This is a genomic window from Streptococcus sp. 1453 (genome assembly GCF_013276955.1).
Taxonomy (GTDB): Bacteria; Bacillota; Bacilli; order Lactobacillales; family Streptococcaceae; genus Streptococcus.
The window spans coordinates 121560-137000 of the sequence record NZ_VMLZ01000012.1; the positions used below are offsets into that span (position 1 = coordinate 121560).

Annotated in this window: 13 protein-coding genes and 1 pseudogene; 1 reads left to right on the plus strand and 13 read right to left on the minus strand. The window is 42.3% G+C overall.

The window, feature by feature from the left end; translation table 11 throughout:
• Positions 1 to 12: 12 nt before the first annotated feature.
• From parC to parE, 4 genes are all read right to left on the minus strand, one after another.
• Positions 13 to 2484: a DNA topoisomerase IV subunit A gene (gene parC / locus HW098_RS08255; protein ID WP_176139798.1), complete on the minus strand. Its 2472-nt coding sequence runs from the start codon at positions 2482 to 2484 to the stop codon at positions 13 to 15.
• A 475-nt stretch (positions 2485 to 2959) separates the two neighbouring features.
• Positions 2960 to 3520 carry a GTP pyrophosphokinase gene (locus HW098_RS08260; protein ID WP_176139799.1) on the minus strand — a complete coding sequence of 187 codons (561 nt, stop codon included), beginning with the start codon at positions 3518 to 3520 and terminating at the stop codon, positions 2960 to 2962.
• 29 nt (positions 3521 to 3549) lie between these two features.
• Positions 3550 to 4377: an aminoglycoside 6-adenylyltransferase gene (locus HW098_RS08265; RefSeq protein ID WP_176139800.1), complete on the minus strand. Its 828-nt coding sequence runs from the start codon at positions 4375 to 4377 to the stop codon at positions 3550 to 3552.
• Positions 4378 to 4404: 27 nt separating this feature from the next.
• Positions 4405 to 6348: a DNA topoisomerase IV subunit B gene (parE, locus tag HW098_RS08270; protein WP_176139801.1), complete on the minus strand. Its 1944-nt coding sequence runs from the start codon at positions 6346 to 6348 to the stop codon at positions 4405 to 4407.
• A 135-nt stretch (positions 6349 to 6483) separates the two neighbouring features.
• On the opposite strand from parE, the gene plsY reads away from it, so the two are divergent.
• Positions 6484 to 7125, plus strand: a complete 642-nt coding sequence (plsY, locus tag HW098_RS08275; protein ID WP_176139802.1) for a glycerol-3-phosphate 1-O-acyltransferase PlsY — start codon at positions 6484 to 6486, stop codon at positions 7123 to 7125.
• A 37-nt stretch (positions 7126 to 7162) separates the two neighbouring features.
• On the opposite strand, the gene HW098_RS08280 is transcribed toward plsY, so the two are convergent.
• The 9 genes and pseudogenes from HW098_RS08280 to HW098_RS08320 all read right to left on the minus strand — a co-directional run.
• On the minus strand, positions 7163 to 8119 hold the full coding sequence (locus tag HW098_RS08280) for an ABC transporter permease (protein WP_050261461.1): 957 nt from the start codon (positions 8117 to 8119) through the stop codon (positions 7163 to 7165).
• A 2-nt stretch (positions 8120 to 8121) separates the two neighbouring features.
• Complete coding sequence (locus HW098_RS08285; protein WP_023942990.1) at positions 8122 to 9180, minus strand: ABC transporter permease; 1059 nt, start codon at positions 9178 to 9180, stop codon at positions 8122 to 8124.
• Positions 9173 to 10708 (minus strand): ABC transporter ATP-binding protein, encoded by a 1536-nt coding sequence (locus HW098_RS08290; RefSeq protein WP_176139803.1) that lies wholly within the window; start codon positions 10706 to 10708, stop codon positions 9173 to 9175. Before HW098_RS08290 ends, HW098_RS08285 begins: the two co-directional genes overlap by 8 nt.
• A 142-nt stretch (positions 10709 to 10850) precedes the next feature.
• Entirely contained in the window at positions 10851 to 11903 is a 1053-nt protein-coding gene (locus HW098_RS08295) for a BMP family protein (RefSeq protein ID WP_176139804.1), read from the minus strand.
• Positions 11904 to 11992: 89 nt separating this feature from the next.
• Entirely contained in the window at positions 11993 to 12382 is a 390-nt protein-coding gene (locus HW098_RS08300) for a cytidine deaminase (protein ID WP_000246089.1), read from the minus strand.
• The gene (deoC, locus tag HW098_RS08305) at positions 12369 to 13031 is read right to left on the minus strand and encodes a deoxyribose-phosphate aldolase (protein ID WP_176139805.1); all 663 of its coding nucleotides are present in this window, start codon (positions 13029 to 13031) and stop codon (positions 12369 to 12371) included. The genes HW098_RS08300 and deoC overlap by 14 nt, the downstream gene beginning before the upstream one ends.
• 19 nt (positions 13032 to 13050) lie before the next feature.
• Positions 13051 to 14328, minus strand: a complete 1278-nt coding sequence (locus tag HW098_RS08310; protein WP_176139806.1) for a pyrimidine-nucleoside phosphorylase — start codon at positions 14326 to 14328, stop codon at positions 13051 to 13053.
• Positions 14325 to 14915: a class I SAM-dependent methyltransferase gene (locus HW098_RS08315; protein WP_345789778.1), complete on the minus strand. Its 591-nt coding sequence runs from the start codon at positions 14913 to 14915 to the stop codon at positions 14325 to 14327. Before HW098_RS08315 ends, HW098_RS08310 begins: the two co-directional genes overlap by 4 nt.
• Positions 14916 to 15120: 205 nt before the next feature.
• Positions 15121 to 15441, minus strand: a pseudogene (locus tag HW098_RS08320) (hypothetical protein); the annotation flags it as partial.

Consider the following 15441-nt stretch of genomic DNA (forward strand, 5'->3'; position numbering starts at 1 on the left):
TCTTCATTTCACTTATTTAGCTTCAGTAAATACTTCTTTAAGATAAGCGTCAAAAACTTCTTCATCTGAAATCGTGTCAGAAATGAAGCTTCCATTGCTAGTGCGTTCTGACAAGTTCAAGTCTTGCAATCGGCTTTCATAGATTGTTCCTTTGTTGGATTGAACAAGCAGAGTTTGGTCGTTCTCGTCCACTTCTGTACTAAAGAGGTCACCAATGAAGCCTTGTTCTGCAACTGCTCCTGCTAAGAAGACACGGTGCGGTTTGTTTTTCAACTCACGCAAGACTTGTAGTCCTCGTTTGGCACGGCTAGTTGCCGGAATTTCCTCTGTTGAAACACGTTTCAAACTTCCACGCTGAGTCAAGAGGTAGAAAGATGATGGATTACAGATAAAGGCAGATTGGAGGACATCATCTTCTTTCAAATTCATAGCTTTGACACCTGCAGCCTTGGCACCGACAACAGGAACCTCTTCGATATTGAAACGAAGAGCATAACCATTTTGGCTAATTAAAAGAACATCATCTAGTTTAATCGGAGCCACTGCCACAATCTGGTCTGTCTCGTCTTTAAGCTTAGCATACTTGACAGACTTAGACTTGTAGGTCCTCCATGGGGTGAATTCTTTTCGTTCTACACGCTTGATTTGACCGAGACGGGTCGCTGCAAAGTAGGTTGTCGCATCATCAAACTGATCCACAACTTCAACATAAAGTACTTCTTCATTGGTTTCAAAGTTGGTAATGGTCTGGCTCAGATGCTCACCGATGTCCTTCCAACGAATATCAGCCAATTCATGGATTGGTCGATAAATGACATTTCCAAGCGTTGTGAACATCAAGAGGTGCTGGGTTGTCTTGACAGCTTGTACAAAAATCAAACGGTCATCATCACGTTTGCCAATTTCTTCCAGAGTGGAAGCCGCAAAGGAACGTGGGCTGGTACGCTTGATGTAACCTGCCTTGGTCACGCTGACGTAGGTATCTTCCTCTGCGATCAGACTAGCTGTATCAATCTCGATTACTTTCGCAGTGTCTTCTAAGCTACTCAAACGCGGAGTCGCAAACTTCTTCTTAACCTCACGAAGTTCTTTCTTCATGAGATTGTACATAGTCCGTTCATCCCCGATAATAGCAGTAAGCATGGCAATCTTTTCACGAAGTTCGGCTTCTTCTTCCTGTAAGACAACCACATCGGTATTGGTCAAACGGTACAGTTGCAAGGTTACGATAGCCTCAGCCTGCTCTTCTGTAAAATCATAGCTGACCTTGAGATTTTCCTTGGCATCAGCCTTATTCTCAGAAGCACGGATAAGCGCAATGACTTCGTCCAAAATCGAAATCACGCGAATCAAACCTTCGACGATATGGAGACGTTTTTCAGCCTTTTCCTTATCAAAGCGTGAACGCGCCAAAATCACTTCACGGCGGTGGGCAATATAGCTAGACAAGATTGGAACGATCCCAACCTGACGAGGTGTGAAATTGTCAATCGCCACCATGTTGAAGTTGTAGTTGATTTGTAGGTCAGTGTACTTGAAAAGGTAGTTGAGAACAAGCTCCGTATTAGCGTCTTTCTTAAGTTCAATAGCGATACGAAGACCATCACGGTCAGACTCATCACGAACCTCAGCGATTCCTGCTACCTTGTTATTGACACGAACATCATCAATCTTTTTGACTAGATTGGCCTTGTTGATTTCATAAGGAATCTCAGTGATAACGATTTGTTCCTTACCACCTTTTAACTTTTCAATCTCAGTCTTGGAACGAACAACCACGCGCCCTTTCCCAGTTTCATAGGCCTTCTTGATTTCATCACGACCCTGTATAATCCCTCCAGTCGGAAAATCTGGTCCCGGCAAGAATTCCATTAGTTTGTCCACCTTAGCAGTTGGGTGGTCAATCATGTAAACCGCCGCATCAATAACCTCAGCCAAATTATGAGGTGGAATATCTGTGGCATAACCAGCCGAAATACCAGTAGAACCATTGACCAAAAGATTTGGAAAGGCTGCTGGCAAGACTGTCGGCTCTTTCTCAGTATCGTCAAAGTTCCAAGCAAAAGGAACAGTCTTTTTCTCGATATCCTGAAGAAGGTAACCAGCAATCTCAGACAAACGCGCCTCAGTATAACGCATAGCCGCAGGCGGATCTCCGTCCATAGAACCGTTATTACCGTGCATTTCGACTAGAATCTCACGATTTTTCCAGTCCTGTGACATACGAACCATTGCATCATAGATAGAACTGTCACCGTGTGGGTGAAAATTCCCCATGATGTTACCGACAGACTTGGCCGACTTACGGTAACTCTTGTCAAAGGTATTGCCATCCTTATTCATCGAATAAAGAATGCGACGCTGAACCGGCTTCAATCCATCACGAATATCTGGCAAAGCACGATCTTGAATAATGTATTTGGAGTAGCGACCAAAGCGCTCTCCCATGATATCCTCCAGGGACATGTTTTGAATGTTAGACATAAGATACAAAGCCCGTAAAATATCAAGTGAAAATAGAAAATTCCTGAAGTAAGCAAGCTTACAAGAGAATTTATCTTTTTCACACAGTATCTAGGGCGTGTTCAACTCCTTTCAAAGAATATAGAGTAGGTTTTTACAGAAAAGGTGTTCAGTTAAGATATAAAGGGACGATTTGGCTTGCCAAAAATGTCTGTAGAAAAATAGAAAATCGACGTAGGGCTTGATGAAGTCAAGACGATTTGACTTTTTTCCGAATAAAATTAGTCCCGTGTTCAGTTACTACAAATAACTAAACGACCCTTTCTGTAGTTTAATGTGTTTAAAATGTGTTGCTTCAGTGAGTAATAAGGAGTTTTCACACAGCATTTAGGGCGTGTTCAGCTCCTTTCGAAGAATGTAGAGTAAATACTGTGAAAAAAATATAGAGTAAGTGAATTTCATCCACTTCCTGTATCGTCATTTCCTCTTGAAATATCTACTCCACAAATCCTCGTTTATACTTGATATGACTGGCGATATTGCTATCTACATCTTTCTTATCCCAAAGTTGGAGTTCCCATGGGTAGTAAAAATTACTTTTATTTTTAAAATAGATATGAATACCGACATAGCCATCTTTATCACATAAATACCAGTTTTTTAGTCCGTAATTCTCTTGCCAATCATCTAATTTATCCATGACTTGAGCTATCTCTTTGGAACTTAAAATCATACGAGCACCAAAAATATCATTAAGAATGGAATTCACAGGATAGCCCTCTTGACGCTCAGAAAAACGTGTAATTTTATCTAAAATAGACTCAGAAGTCTTGACACGATAAACATAGGCAATATCTTGGACATCCGCTTTCATCAGATAGTCATTAATTGACTCATGTAAATTCAGACGGTAGGCCAAAATCGCTTTAGTCGGAACTTTTGAAAAGGTACGCTTGAGATTGATTTTTTCCACCTTACCCGTTTCAAAATAATCTTTAGAATATTCTCGATGAATACGATTAATCTCTGTAATGAGGCGTTCCACTTTTTCAATCATGAGTCTTCTCCTCTCGCTTTTTCATTTTTCTAGTTATTCCCAAACTTCTTCACACTTTCCTCAGCATACTCAATCATCTTCTCCGCTACTTCTTTATCGTAGGCAAAGCCCAGCTTTTGAGCAAGTCTTTGAGCTTCTTGGTGGAAAAGTTCCATCGTAGCAAACAAGGATTGAGTGATTTTATCACTACTTGAGAAATCAAGCAGATTTGAGAATTCCTTCTTTTTCTCAGCAGGCAAATACTGAAAGAGGTACTTGTAATTTTTACCGATGTCAACTGCTCCCCTATCACTTGCTACCAGCCAAGCTAAGACTTTTAAGAGTTCTTGTTGGCAAATACCGTAGAGATGGTCAGTGGCATAGAATACCTGCTTGCGACAAATGCCCTTGACTACATAGGCAGACACCCACCAAAATTCATTGCAGGAATTTTTAAAATCTAACGCACTAGCTGGACTCATCCAGAAACGCTGAGGACTGGGAGAATAGAACTCAAACAAGCCTTTCTCATCTTTCAAAACTGTATAATCAGCCTCGCTATCCACCCACTCTTGAATGTGTTCTTTTGGGCAAAGAGTTAAATCAATACGGTTACCATCCTCAAAGAGCATGAGATAAAGACGACGATGGTCAAGAGCAACCTCTTGCTCAATAATGCGTTTGCCAAACTGGTCTAGCCAAGAAAGGTCACTCGTCAGATTATCTAAATCGTCCACGACATAAACCATGTCATAGTCTTGAAATTCATCTTTTGGGGCCTTTGGGTTTGTCCGTGAACCAGACATGGCGACAGCTTTGACTTGTAAAGTTTTGGCAGTCTGTAAAATCAAATCTAGCATTTCTGTTTCAGCTCTCATGTTGATACCCATTCATTAAAAAGTGACTTAAAACACTGTCGCTTCTTCCAGCGTAAACTTGACATTATCTTCAATCCACTTACGGCGTGGTTCAACCTTGTCTCCCATAAGGACATTGACACGACGTTCGGCGCGAGCTAGGTCTTCAATGGTGACACGGATAAGGGTACGGGTTTCTGGATTCATGGTTGTTTCCCAGAGCTGGTCGGCATTCATCTCACCAAGACCTTTGTAGCGTTGGAGGGTAGCGCCTTTACCGAACTGCTTACGGAGTTCTTCTAGCTCTCCGTCCGTCCAAGCGTAGGCCACTTCTTCTTTCTTGCCTTTACCTTTTGACATCTTGTAAAGAGGCGGAAGGGCGATATAAACATGTCCTGTCTCAACTAGCGGACGCATGTAACGGTAGAAAAATGTCAAGAGCAAGGTCTGGATATGGGCACCATCTGTGTCCGCATCGGTCATGATAATGATCTTATCATAGTTGGCATCTTCAATGGAGAAGTCTGCCCCAACACCCGCACCTATAGTATAAATCATAGTGTTGATTTCCTCATTTTTGAGGATATCCGCCATCTTGGCCTTGGCTGTATTGATAACCTTACCACGAAGAGGTAGAATAGCCTGGAACTTGCGATCACGGCCTTGTTTGGCAGAGCCACCGGCAGAATCCCCCTCTACTAGATAGAGTTCATTCTTAGCTGGATTCTTAGACTGGGCTGGCGTTAATTTACCAGAAAGTAAGCCCTTGTCTTTCTTATTCTTTTTGCCATTTCGGCTTTCATCACGCGCCTTGCGAGCCGCCTCGCGAGCATCACGAGCCTTGATAGCCTTGCGGATGAGATTAGAAGCCAATTCCCCATTTTCCATAAGGAAGAAGGTCAACTTATCCGCCACAATGCCATCCACAACTGGGCGAGCTAGTGGACTTCCTAGTTTGTCCTTGGTCTGTCCTTCAAACTGGAGGTGTTCTTCAGGAACCAAGATAGAAAGAACGGCCGCTAGTCCCTCACGATAGTCTGAACCTTCAAGGTTTTTATCTTTTTCCTTGAGAAGCCCCGTCTTACGCGCATAGTCATTCATGACCTTAGTGATAGCAGACTTGAGTCCTGTCTCATGTGTTCCACCGTCCTTGGTACGAACGTTATTAACAAAGGACAGAATGTTATCTGAAAATCCATCATTGTACTGGAGAGCTACTTCCACTTGGAAACCATTATCTTCCCCTTCAAAATAAAGAACTGGCGTTAAGGTCTCCTTGTCTTCGTTCAGATAAGAAACAAAATCTTGTACCCCATTCTCATAGTGGAATTCAATCGCTTCATCTGTTCGCTTATCTGTCAGAGACAAGGTCACATTTTTCAAGAGAAAGGCTGACTCATTGAGGCGTTCTGAAATGGTATTGTACTTGAAGTCTGTCGTAGAAAAGATAGTCGCATCCGGCATGAAGGTGACTTTGGTACCTGTCTTAGACTTGGGCGCTGTACCAATTTTCTTCAAAGTCGTAACAGGTTTGCCACCATTTTCAAAACGTTGCTTGTAAACTGCGCCATCACGGGTGATTTCAACCTCCAGCCAACTAGATAGAGCATTAACAACGGAAGAACCCACCCCGTGAAGTCCACCTGATGTCTTATAGCCTCCTTGACCGAATTTCCCTCCGGCATGAAGAATGGTAAAGATAACCTCAACTGTTGGGATTCCCATAGCGTGCATCCCCGTCGGCATCCCACGACCATGGTCTTGAACCGTTAAACTGCCATCTTTATTGATGGTCACATCAATACGGTCGCCAAATCCAGATAAGGCCTCATCGACAGCATTGTCGACGATTTCCCAAACTAGGTGGTGGAGACCAGCACCATCGGTCGATCCGATATACATCCCTGGACGTTTACGGACCGCATCCAACCCTTCTAGCACCTGAATGGCATCATCATTATAATTGTTAATATTGATTTCCTTTTTTGACACAAGGAACCTCCTATTCGTTCATCTTTACTATTCTACAGGTTTTCCAAGGATTTTGCAAAATTTTTCTTTCTCCGGTGTGACAATTTCAGAAGAGATTCTCTGCCTTTCTTCTCCATTTCATGATATAATAGGAGTATGATTACAATAGTTTTATTAATCCTAGCCTATCTGCTGGGTTCGATTCCGTCTGGTCTCTGGATTGGACAAGTATTCTTTCAAATCAATCTGCGCGAGCATGGTTCTGGAAATACTGGAACAACCAATACTTTCCGCATTTTAGGCAAGAAAGCGGGAATGGCAACCTTTGTCATTGACTTTTTCAAAGGAACCCTAGCAACGCTTCTTCCGATTATTTTTCATCTGCAAGGCGTTTCGCCTCTCATCTTTGGACTTTTAGCTGTAATCGGCCATACCTTCCCTATCTTTGCAGGATTTAAGGGTGGTAAGGCTGTCGCAACCAGTGCTGGTGTGATTTTCGGATTTGCGCCTATCTTCTGCCTCTACCTTGCGGTTGTTTTCTTTGGAACCCTCTATCTTGGTAGTATGATTTCACTATCTAGTGTCACAGCATCTATCGCGGCTGTTATCGGGGTTCTACTCTTTCCACTTTTTGGTTTTATCCTGAGCAATTATGACCCTCTATTCATCGCTATTATCCTAGCACTGGCTAGTTTGATTATCATTCGGCATAAGGATAATATCACACGTATCCAGAATAAGACTGAAAATCTTGTTCCTTGGGGATTAAACTTAACCCATCAAAATTCTAAAAAATAAACGCCAGTTTAAACAGAACTGACGTTTTTTTGTATGCTTATTTTGATTTGATGTAGTTGATGCCATCTGCCTTTGGTGCTACTGCTTTTCCAAAGAAGGCTGCCAAGACAAGAATGGTCAAGACATAAGGTGCGATTTGAAGATAAACTGTTGGCACACCTTGTAGGAATGGCAATTGAGATCCGATAACAGCCAAACTTTGTGAAAGGCCAAAGAAGAGACTAGATAGCATAGCTCCGATTGGATTCCATTTTCCGAAGATCATCGCAGCAAGAGCAATAAATCCAGGTCCAACAATAGTTGTCACTGAGAAGTTAACTGAGATGGATTGAGCATAAATCGCTCCGCCAATTCCACCTAGGAAACCTGAAATGATGACTCCTAGATATCTCATCTTGTAGACATTGATTCCCAAGGTATCCGCTGCTTGAGGATGCTCACCGACAGAGCGGAGACGAAGACCAAATCGAGTCTTGAAGAGGATAAACCAAGCAAGGAATGAGAAGGCAATGGCCAGATAACCAAGTAGACTAGTTGACTTGAAGAAAATATCACCGATAACTGGGATATTTGCCAAGACTGGGAAATCAAAGCGTCCAAAAGTCTGACTTAGGTTGTCGGTTTGTCCTTTGTTATAAAGTACTTTCACCAAGAAAACAGCCAAGGCTGGCGCCATCAAGTTCAATACCGTACCGCTGACAACATGGTCTGCACGGAAATGAACCGTCGCTGCTGCGTGGATAATAGAGAAAACACCACCAACCAATCCTGCTACAAGCAAGGATAGCCATGGAGTTGCTGCTCCAAATTGTTCTGCAAATTCAAGGTTAAAGACAACTCCAGAAAAGGCACCCATAACCATAATTCCTTCAAGGCCGACGTTGACCACACCACCACGTTCAGAGAAAACACCACCAATACTTGTAAAGATGAGGGGCGCTGAGTAAATCAGCATAGAAGACACCAAGAGGGTGAGCAAGGTTGTAATAGACATCTTTACTTACCTCCTTTAACTTGTTTTTTCGGTTTGACAAAGCGTTCGATAAGGTAATGAACACTGACAAAGAAGATAATAGACGCTGTTACAATGCTGACAAGCTCAGACGGTACCTGCGCCGCATTCATACCAGGAGCTCCAACTTGGAGAACACCAAATAGGAAGGCTGCAAAGAGAATACCAATTGGTGAGTTGGCCGCAAGCAGACTAACAGCCATCCCGTTAAATCCAACAGCTAAAGATGCCCCTTGAACATAGACGTTCTGGAAGGTTCCAAGTCCTTCAACAGCTCCACCAAGACCTGCTAAGGCACCTGAAATAATCATAGATAGGATAATAGTTCGTTTGGCAGAAATACCAGCATATTCTGAAGCATGTGGATTAAGACCAACTGCACGGATTTCAAAACCAAGGGTTGTTTTCTTGAGCATGAACCAAATAACTGCAACAGCAATAATGGCAAAGAAAATACCAATATTCATCCGCGAATTACCAGTCAACTCAGCTAACCAAGGTGTCTGGTAGGTTGCATTAGCCCCAACACGAATGGTCGAATCTGTACTTTGCATAAAGTCTTTAGGAAAGGCATGGATAAAGGCATTCCCTACATACAAGACAATGTAGTTCATCATGATGGTTACGATAACCTCTGACGTCCCGAGATAAGCTCTAAGAATACCCGGAATCGCTCCGACAATCCCACCAGCAATCAAGGCAATCACGATAGTTGCTAGAATCATCAAGGGACGGGGCATATCTGGATGCGACAAGGCAAACCAACCACTGAGAATCCAACCTGCCAAAGCCTGACCAGGAAGCCCGACGTTAAAGAAACCTGCACGACTGGCAACAGCAAAACCAAGACCAATCAAGACCAAAGGCCCCATAGCACGGAAGATTTCTCCAATCCCACGCAGGCTACCAAAGGCTGTATAGAACAATTCTTCATAGCCCCAAATAGCATCATAACCGAAGATCCACATGACAATGGCTCCAAGTAAAATTCCTAGGAAGACAGAAATCAAGGGAACCGAAATTTGTTGTAATTTTTTAGACATCACTCTTCTCCTTTCCCAAGTTTCCACCAGCCATCAAGACACCAAGTTCTTGTTTATTGGTTGTTTCTGGTGATACAATACCTTGAATCTTACCATCATGAATAACAGCAATACGGTCTGAGACGTTTAAAATCTCATCCAACTCAAAGCTGACAACAAGGACAGCCTTCCCATTATCACGCTCTTCAATCAAGCGTTTGTGGATATATTCAATGGCACCGACATCCAACCCACGAGTTGGTTGGCTGACGATAAGGAGATCAGGATCACGATCAATTTCACGAGCAATAATTGCTTTTTGTTGATTTCCTCCTGAAAGTGCAGCTGCAGGAACAAATTCACTGGCAGCACGAACATCAAATTCTTCCATTAGCTTTTTAGCATAAGAAGTAATATTTGAATAGTTCAAAATTCCATTTTTACTATGTGGTTCTTTATAGTAGGTTTGAAGGGCAATATTTTCAGAAATCATCATTTCCAAAATCAAGCCATCACGGTGACGGTCTTCTGGAACGTGCCCCACGCTTAGTTCTGTAATTTGTCGTGGATGTAGGCCAACAATTGAATTTCCTTTTAGCTCAATGCTACCAGATTCAACCTTGCGAAGACCTGTAATGGCTTGAATCAGTTCAGACTGACCATTTCCATCAATCCCCGCAATACCAACAATCTCTCCAGCACGAACATCCAAGGACAGATTTTTCACAGCTGGAACACCACGGTTTTCATTGACCACCAAATCTTTGATTGACAAGACCACTTCTTTTGGTTGAGATGCTTGTTTCTCTGTTTTAAAGGAAACAGAACGTCCTACCATCATTTCTGCCAAATCAGCATTAGTAGCCCCTGCAATTTTGACGGTTTCAATTGATTTCCCACGACGGATAACTGTAACGCGGTCAGAAACTGCGCGAATCTCGTCCAACTTGTGGGTAATCAAGATAATTGATTTTCCTTCTTTGACAAGATTTTTCATAATAGCCATCAACTCCTCAATTTCTGATGGAGTCAAAACAGCCGTTGGTTCGTCAAAAATAAGAATATCAGCTCCCCGATAAAGGGTTTTTAAAATTTCTACACGTTGTTGGGCTCCAACCGAGATGTCTGCCACCTTGGCAGAAGGGTCAACAGCTAAGCCATAACGTTCAGAAAGAGCCTTGATTTCTTTGCTAGCTCCAGCGATATCTAGCACACCATTTTTAGTCAATTCACTACCTAAAATAATGTTTTCAGCCACCGTGAAAGCCTCTACCAACATAAAGTGCTGGTGAACCATTCCGATTCCCAAGCCAGCTGCTTTAGATGGGGAGTCGAGGTTGACAACTTGACCGTTGACCGCGATTTCACCACTAGTTGGTTCAAGAAGGCCTGCTAACATGTTCATGAGCGTGGACTTACCAGCCCCATTTTCTCCTAAAAGTGCATGAATTTCACCCTTTCGTAGGTGCAGGTTGATTTTGTCGTTGGCAACAAATTCACCAAACACCTTGGTAATATCACGCATCTCAATGACATTTTCGTGTGCCATGTGCTCTTCCTTTCAGAGTCTTATTTTATTTCAATAAAACTTGCTAGTTTGTCTAGTAGCAAGCTTTACTGAGACAAAATGACTTTGTCTCAACTCTTAAAAAGCGGCCGATGGCCGCTTCCTAAGAAATAACTTCCATCCATTATTTTGCAGGAACTTTTACGCTTCCATCAAGGATTTTAGCTTTAGCATCTTCAACGGCTTTTTTACCTTCTTCAGAAAGGTTAGTTGTTACCAAGTCAACCCCTTTATCCTTCAATGAGTAAACGATTACTTGACCGCCAGGGAATTCACCTTTTTCTGCCTTGTTAGAAATATCTTTTACAGTTGTACCAACTTGTTTCAAAGTAGATGCAAGAACAAAGTTTGATTCTTTGCCATCTTTAGAAGTGTATTTACCTTCTGCTTCTTGGTCACGGTCAACACCGATAACCCAAACTTTTTCATTTTCAGGACGGCTTTCGTTGAGTGATTTTGCTTCTGCAAAGACACCAGCACCTGTACCACCAGCTACTTGGTAAACAATATCTGCACCGGCTGCGTATTGTGCGGCTGCAATTGTTTTACCTTTCGCAGCATCACCAAATGAACCAGCGTAGTCAACTTGTACTTTGATAGATGGGTCTACTGACGCAACACCAGCCTTGAATCCTGCTTCAAAACGAGAGATAACTTCTGACTCCTGCCCACCTACAAAACCAACTTGTTTTGTCTTAGTTGTTTTAGCTGCTGCAACACCTGCAAGGTAACCTGACTCATTATCAGCGAAAGTTACGCTCGCAACATTCTTTTTATCTTTAATCACATCATCAATCAAGACATAGTTCAAGTCAGAATGTTCTTTAGCTGCTTCTTCAACCGCATTGTGAAGGGCAAAACCAACACCGAAGATTAGGTTGTAACTTCCAGCCGCTTGTTGCAAGTTGTTAGCGTAGTCAGCTTCACTTGTTGATTGGAAGTAAGTGAAACCGTTATCTTTTGAAAGATTGTGTTCTTTACCCCAAGCCTGCAAACCTTCCCAAGCTGATTGGTTGAATGATTTATCATCAACACCACCAGTATCAGTGACGATTGCTGCTTTTGTCTTCACATCAGAAGATGAAGCTGCCTTACGAGAAGAGCGGTTACCACATGCAGCAAGTCCAACTGCTGCCACTGCAACTAGACCAAGGCCTAGCCATTGTTTCTTGTTCATTACTGAACCTCCTAAATAAGATGTGCAACGATGTTGCAAGTATGGATTGGTTGGCCACAAGGACCGTGCCACTCAAAGAGCGACTCAGACTAATTTAAGTCTGTAAAAGAATATGGAAGTAATTCCCCGACCGTCATCTCGACCGTCGATTTATCTTTTGCGACTAAGGTCACTTTTAGATCTTGTTCAAAAAATTCGACCATTACTTGGCGACAAGCACCACATGGTGAGATTGGTTTTTCAGTTTGACCATAAACAATCAGCTCTGAAAATTCTCTTTGCCCTTCAGAAACTGCTTTAAAAATCGCTGTACGCTCTCCGCAGTTTGTCAAAGGATAGCTAGCATTTTCGATATTCACTCCCGTGTAAACACTTCCGTCTTTTGCCACTAAAACTGCTCCGATAGGAAAGTGAGAATAGGGGACATAGGCATGTTTGCTGGTTTCAATTGCCAGTTCAATCAACTCAGTAGTCGCCATCTGCCAATTCTCCTTTTAGAATTGCTACCCCAGCTGACGTTCCGATACGGGTCGCACCTGCTTCAACAAAGGCAAGAGCATCTGCATAAGAACGAGCTCCGCCAGCAGCCTTGACACCCATATTAGGTCCAACAGTTTCACGCATCAATTTGACATCTGCTATCGTAGCGCCACCAGTTGAAAAGCCAGTTGAAGTTTTTACGAAGTCAGCTCCAGCTTTTTGAGCTAATTGGCAAGCCACAACTTTTTCTTGGTCTGTCAGAAGGCACGCTTCAACAATGACTTTAACCAGCTTGTCACCACTTGCTTCTACAACAGCACGGATGTCTGATTCAACCAAATCAAGATTACCTGTTTTGAGAGCTCCAACATTGATCACCATATCAATCTCATCTGCACCATTTTGGATAGCTTCTTTTGTTTCAAATGCTTTCACAGCTGAAGTTGTTGCTCCCAAGGGGAAACCTACTACTGTGCAGACCTTGACACTTGATTCTTCAAGCCCTTTTTTAGCATGTTCAACCCAGGTCGGATTAACGCAAACACTGGCAAAATCATACTCTCTAGCCTCAGACAACAAACAATCAATTTGATTTTCTGTTGCATCTTGTCTTAAAAGCGTATGATCGATATATTTATTTAATTTCATATTCGGATTCTCCTGCTGTTCATGAGATAATTTCTATAATTTCTCGTAAACTTTGCACCCTATCATTTATTTTAACATATTTTTGAAAATCTGTAACTAGCTGAGGAGAAATTTTTCCATTTGTGTATACTTTTGCAACAATTTCTCCCTTTTGAACGGAATCTCCAACTTTCTTTTCAAAAACAATTCCTGTTTCATAGTCCAAGGCATCAGACTTGACTGCACGGCCTGCCCCCAGTCTCATAGCATAAAGCCCAAATTCCATAGCTGGAAGAGCTGAAATGACACCCGTTTCCTGAGCAGGGATTTCCACCACATGGGACACATTTACAGGACGATAGAGGTCTTCCAAGTCTCCACCTTGGGCTTGAACCATCTCCTCAAACTTAGCCAGCGCTTGGCCATTTTCAAGATGTTGTCGAACTTCTTCAACTGTTTTATTTATATTTGCCAAACCAAGCATAATTTGAGCCAATTCACAGATAAAGTGGGTAATATCCTGACGTCCTTGACCTTGTAAAATCTCCAATGCTTCAAGGATTTCCAGACGATTTCCAATCGCTCGTCCCAAGGGCTGGCTCATATCCGTAATCACTGCTACCGTCTTTCGACCAACTGCCTTACCAAGTTCCACCATGGTTTGAGCCAATTCACGCGCCTCATCAACCGTCTTCATGAAGGCACCCTCACCGACAGTCACGTCTAGCAAAATAGCATCCGCCCCTGCCGCAATTTTCTTGCTCATCACCGAACTCGCAATCAAAGGAATCGTGTCGACAGTTGCGGTTACATCACGGAGGGCGTAGAGAAGCTTATCTGCTTTGACAAGCTGGTCTGATTGCCCAATGACAGATACTCCAATATCCTGAACCTGACGAATAAAATCCTCTTGACTACGTTCTACTTGATAGCCTTTAATGGATTCCAATTTATCAATTGTTCCTCCAGTATGACCGAGACCACGACCACTCATTTTAGCCACAGGCACACCAAAGCTAGCAACAAGAGGAGCTAAAATCAAGGTTACCTTATCGCCGACACCACCCGTAGAATGCTTGTCAACCTTAACCCCTTCAATAGCAGATAAATCAAACTCTTGCCCCGTCTGAACCATATTCATGGTCAAATCAGATATTTCTCGAGTCGTCATTCCTTTGAAATAAACAGCCATAGCAAAGGCAGACATCTGATAATCAGGGACAGTTCCTGACACATAGCCTTCTACCAGCCATTCAATTTCACTCGAAGTCAATTCTTGCCCGCCTCGTTTTTTTTGGATTAAATCAACTGCTCTCATTCTTTCACACTTCTAAGGATATAGTATCCCTTGTCTTTTTTAAGGATTTCACAATTGCCAAACACGTCTTCCATCTTAGACTTGGCACTTGGAGCCCCTTGCTTTTTCTGGATGACGATTGTTAAATCTCCACCAGTTTCCAAAAAATCTTTGCTTTTCTCGATGATTTCGTGAACCACTTGCTTGCCTGCACGGATAGGAGGATTTGAAATAACATGGTCAAATGTACCTTCAACTTGTTCATAGATGTTGGACTGGAAAATCGTCGCTTTTACATTATTTTTTTCAGCATTTCTCTTAGCCAAATCCAAGGCACGATTATTGATATCGACCATGGTCGCCTGAACGCCGTAAGCCTTGACTAAGGACAAACCTAATGGACCATAACCACAGCCGACATCTAGGACTGTCTCTCCTTGGTTGACCTCAAGACACTTGAGCAAGAGTTGACTTCCAAAGTCAACCATCTTCTTGCTAAAAACACCCGCATCCGTCAAAAAGGTCATTTTTTGTCCCAACAACTCTACTCTCAACTCATGAATATCGTGAGCAGCGTCAGGATTTTCTGCATAGTACATTTTATTCATAACCCTATTCTATCATATTTTGGATCGAATTGTAAATCGTTTACATATCCAGAATGAGACAAAAAGATTGAAGGAAGTTGCGTTACAATAGCTCCCCTTCAATCTCTTTCAAGTTTTATAAGCAACTTGTATTTCATCTAGGACTACAGCTATCATTGCCATGATAAAACAACAAATTTATTGTCTATCATCAGGCGCATTTTTATTACGATTGCTTAACCTTCAGATACTTAATTATCAACAAAATTCCCAACAAAATATTTAGATAAAAGCCCAACTGATAAGTTTGTGTCAGGATTTCCAAACTTGTCCAAAGTCGTATCAAATCTTCTAGTGACATGCGGAAGAAATAACCCTCTGTCGCAATCCATAAAATCAAGAATAGATAACTTCCAGCAGCAAGCCATTTCGCCCATCGTTTTATTTGAAAAAAGACAGTAAAAAAGCGCAAAAAATCACTTCCTGTGCTATACTGTAATTGAAATTTTTTTAGTTTGGGCGTTAGAACTGTTTCCTCAGTCCTATC

Excerpts from the sequence above, each read along its gene's own strand:
- parC (WP_176139798.1), bottom strand. The coding sequence starts at position 2,484 with ATGTCTAACATTCAAAACATGTCCCTGGAGGATATCATGGGAGAGCGC.
- HW098_RS08260 (WP_176139799.1), bottom strand. The coding sequence starts at position 3,520 with ATGATTGAAAAAGTGGAACGCCTCATTACAGAGATTAATCGTATTCAT.
- HW098_RS08265 (WP_176139800.1), bottom strand. The coding sequence starts at position 4,377 with ATGAGAGCTGAAACAGAAATGCTAGATTTGATTTTACAGACTGCCAAA.
- plsY (WP_176139802.1), top strand. The coding sequence starts at position 6,484 with ATGATTACAATAGTTTTATTAATCCTAGCCTATCTGCTGGGTTCGATT.
- HW098_RS08280 (WP_050261461.1), bottom strand. The coding sequence starts at position 8,119 with ATGTCTATTACAACCTTGCTCACCCTCTTGGTGTCTTCTATGCTGATT.
- HW098_RS08285 (WP_023942990.1), bottom strand. The coding sequence starts at position 9,180 with ATGTCTAAAAAATTACAACAAATTTCGGTTCCCTTGATTTCTGTCTTC.
- HW098_RS08290 (WP_176139803.1), bottom strand. The coding sequence starts at position 10,708 with ATGGCACACGAAAATGTCATTGAGATGCGTGATATTACCAAGGTGTTT.
- HW098_RS08295 (WP_176139804.1), bottom strand. The coding sequence starts at position 11,903 with ATGAACAAGAAACAATGGCTAGGCCTTGGTCTAGTTGCAGTGGCAGCA.
- HW098_RS08300 (WP_000246089.1), bottom strand. The coding sequence starts at position 12,382 with ATGGCGACTACTGAGTTGATTGAACTGGCAATTGAAACCAGCAAACAT.
- deoC (WP_176139805.1), bottom strand. The coding sequence starts at position 13,031 with ATGAAATTAAATAAATATATCGATCATACGCTTTTAAGACAAGATGCA.
- HW098_RS08310 (WP_176139806.1), bottom strand. The coding sequence starts at position 14,328 with ATGAGAGCAGTTGATTTAATCCAAAAAAAACGAGGCGGGCAAGAATTG.
- HW098_RS08315 (WP_345789778.1), bottom strand. The coding sequence starts at position 14,915 with ATGAATAAAATGTACTATGCAGAAAATCCTGACGCTGCTCACGATATT.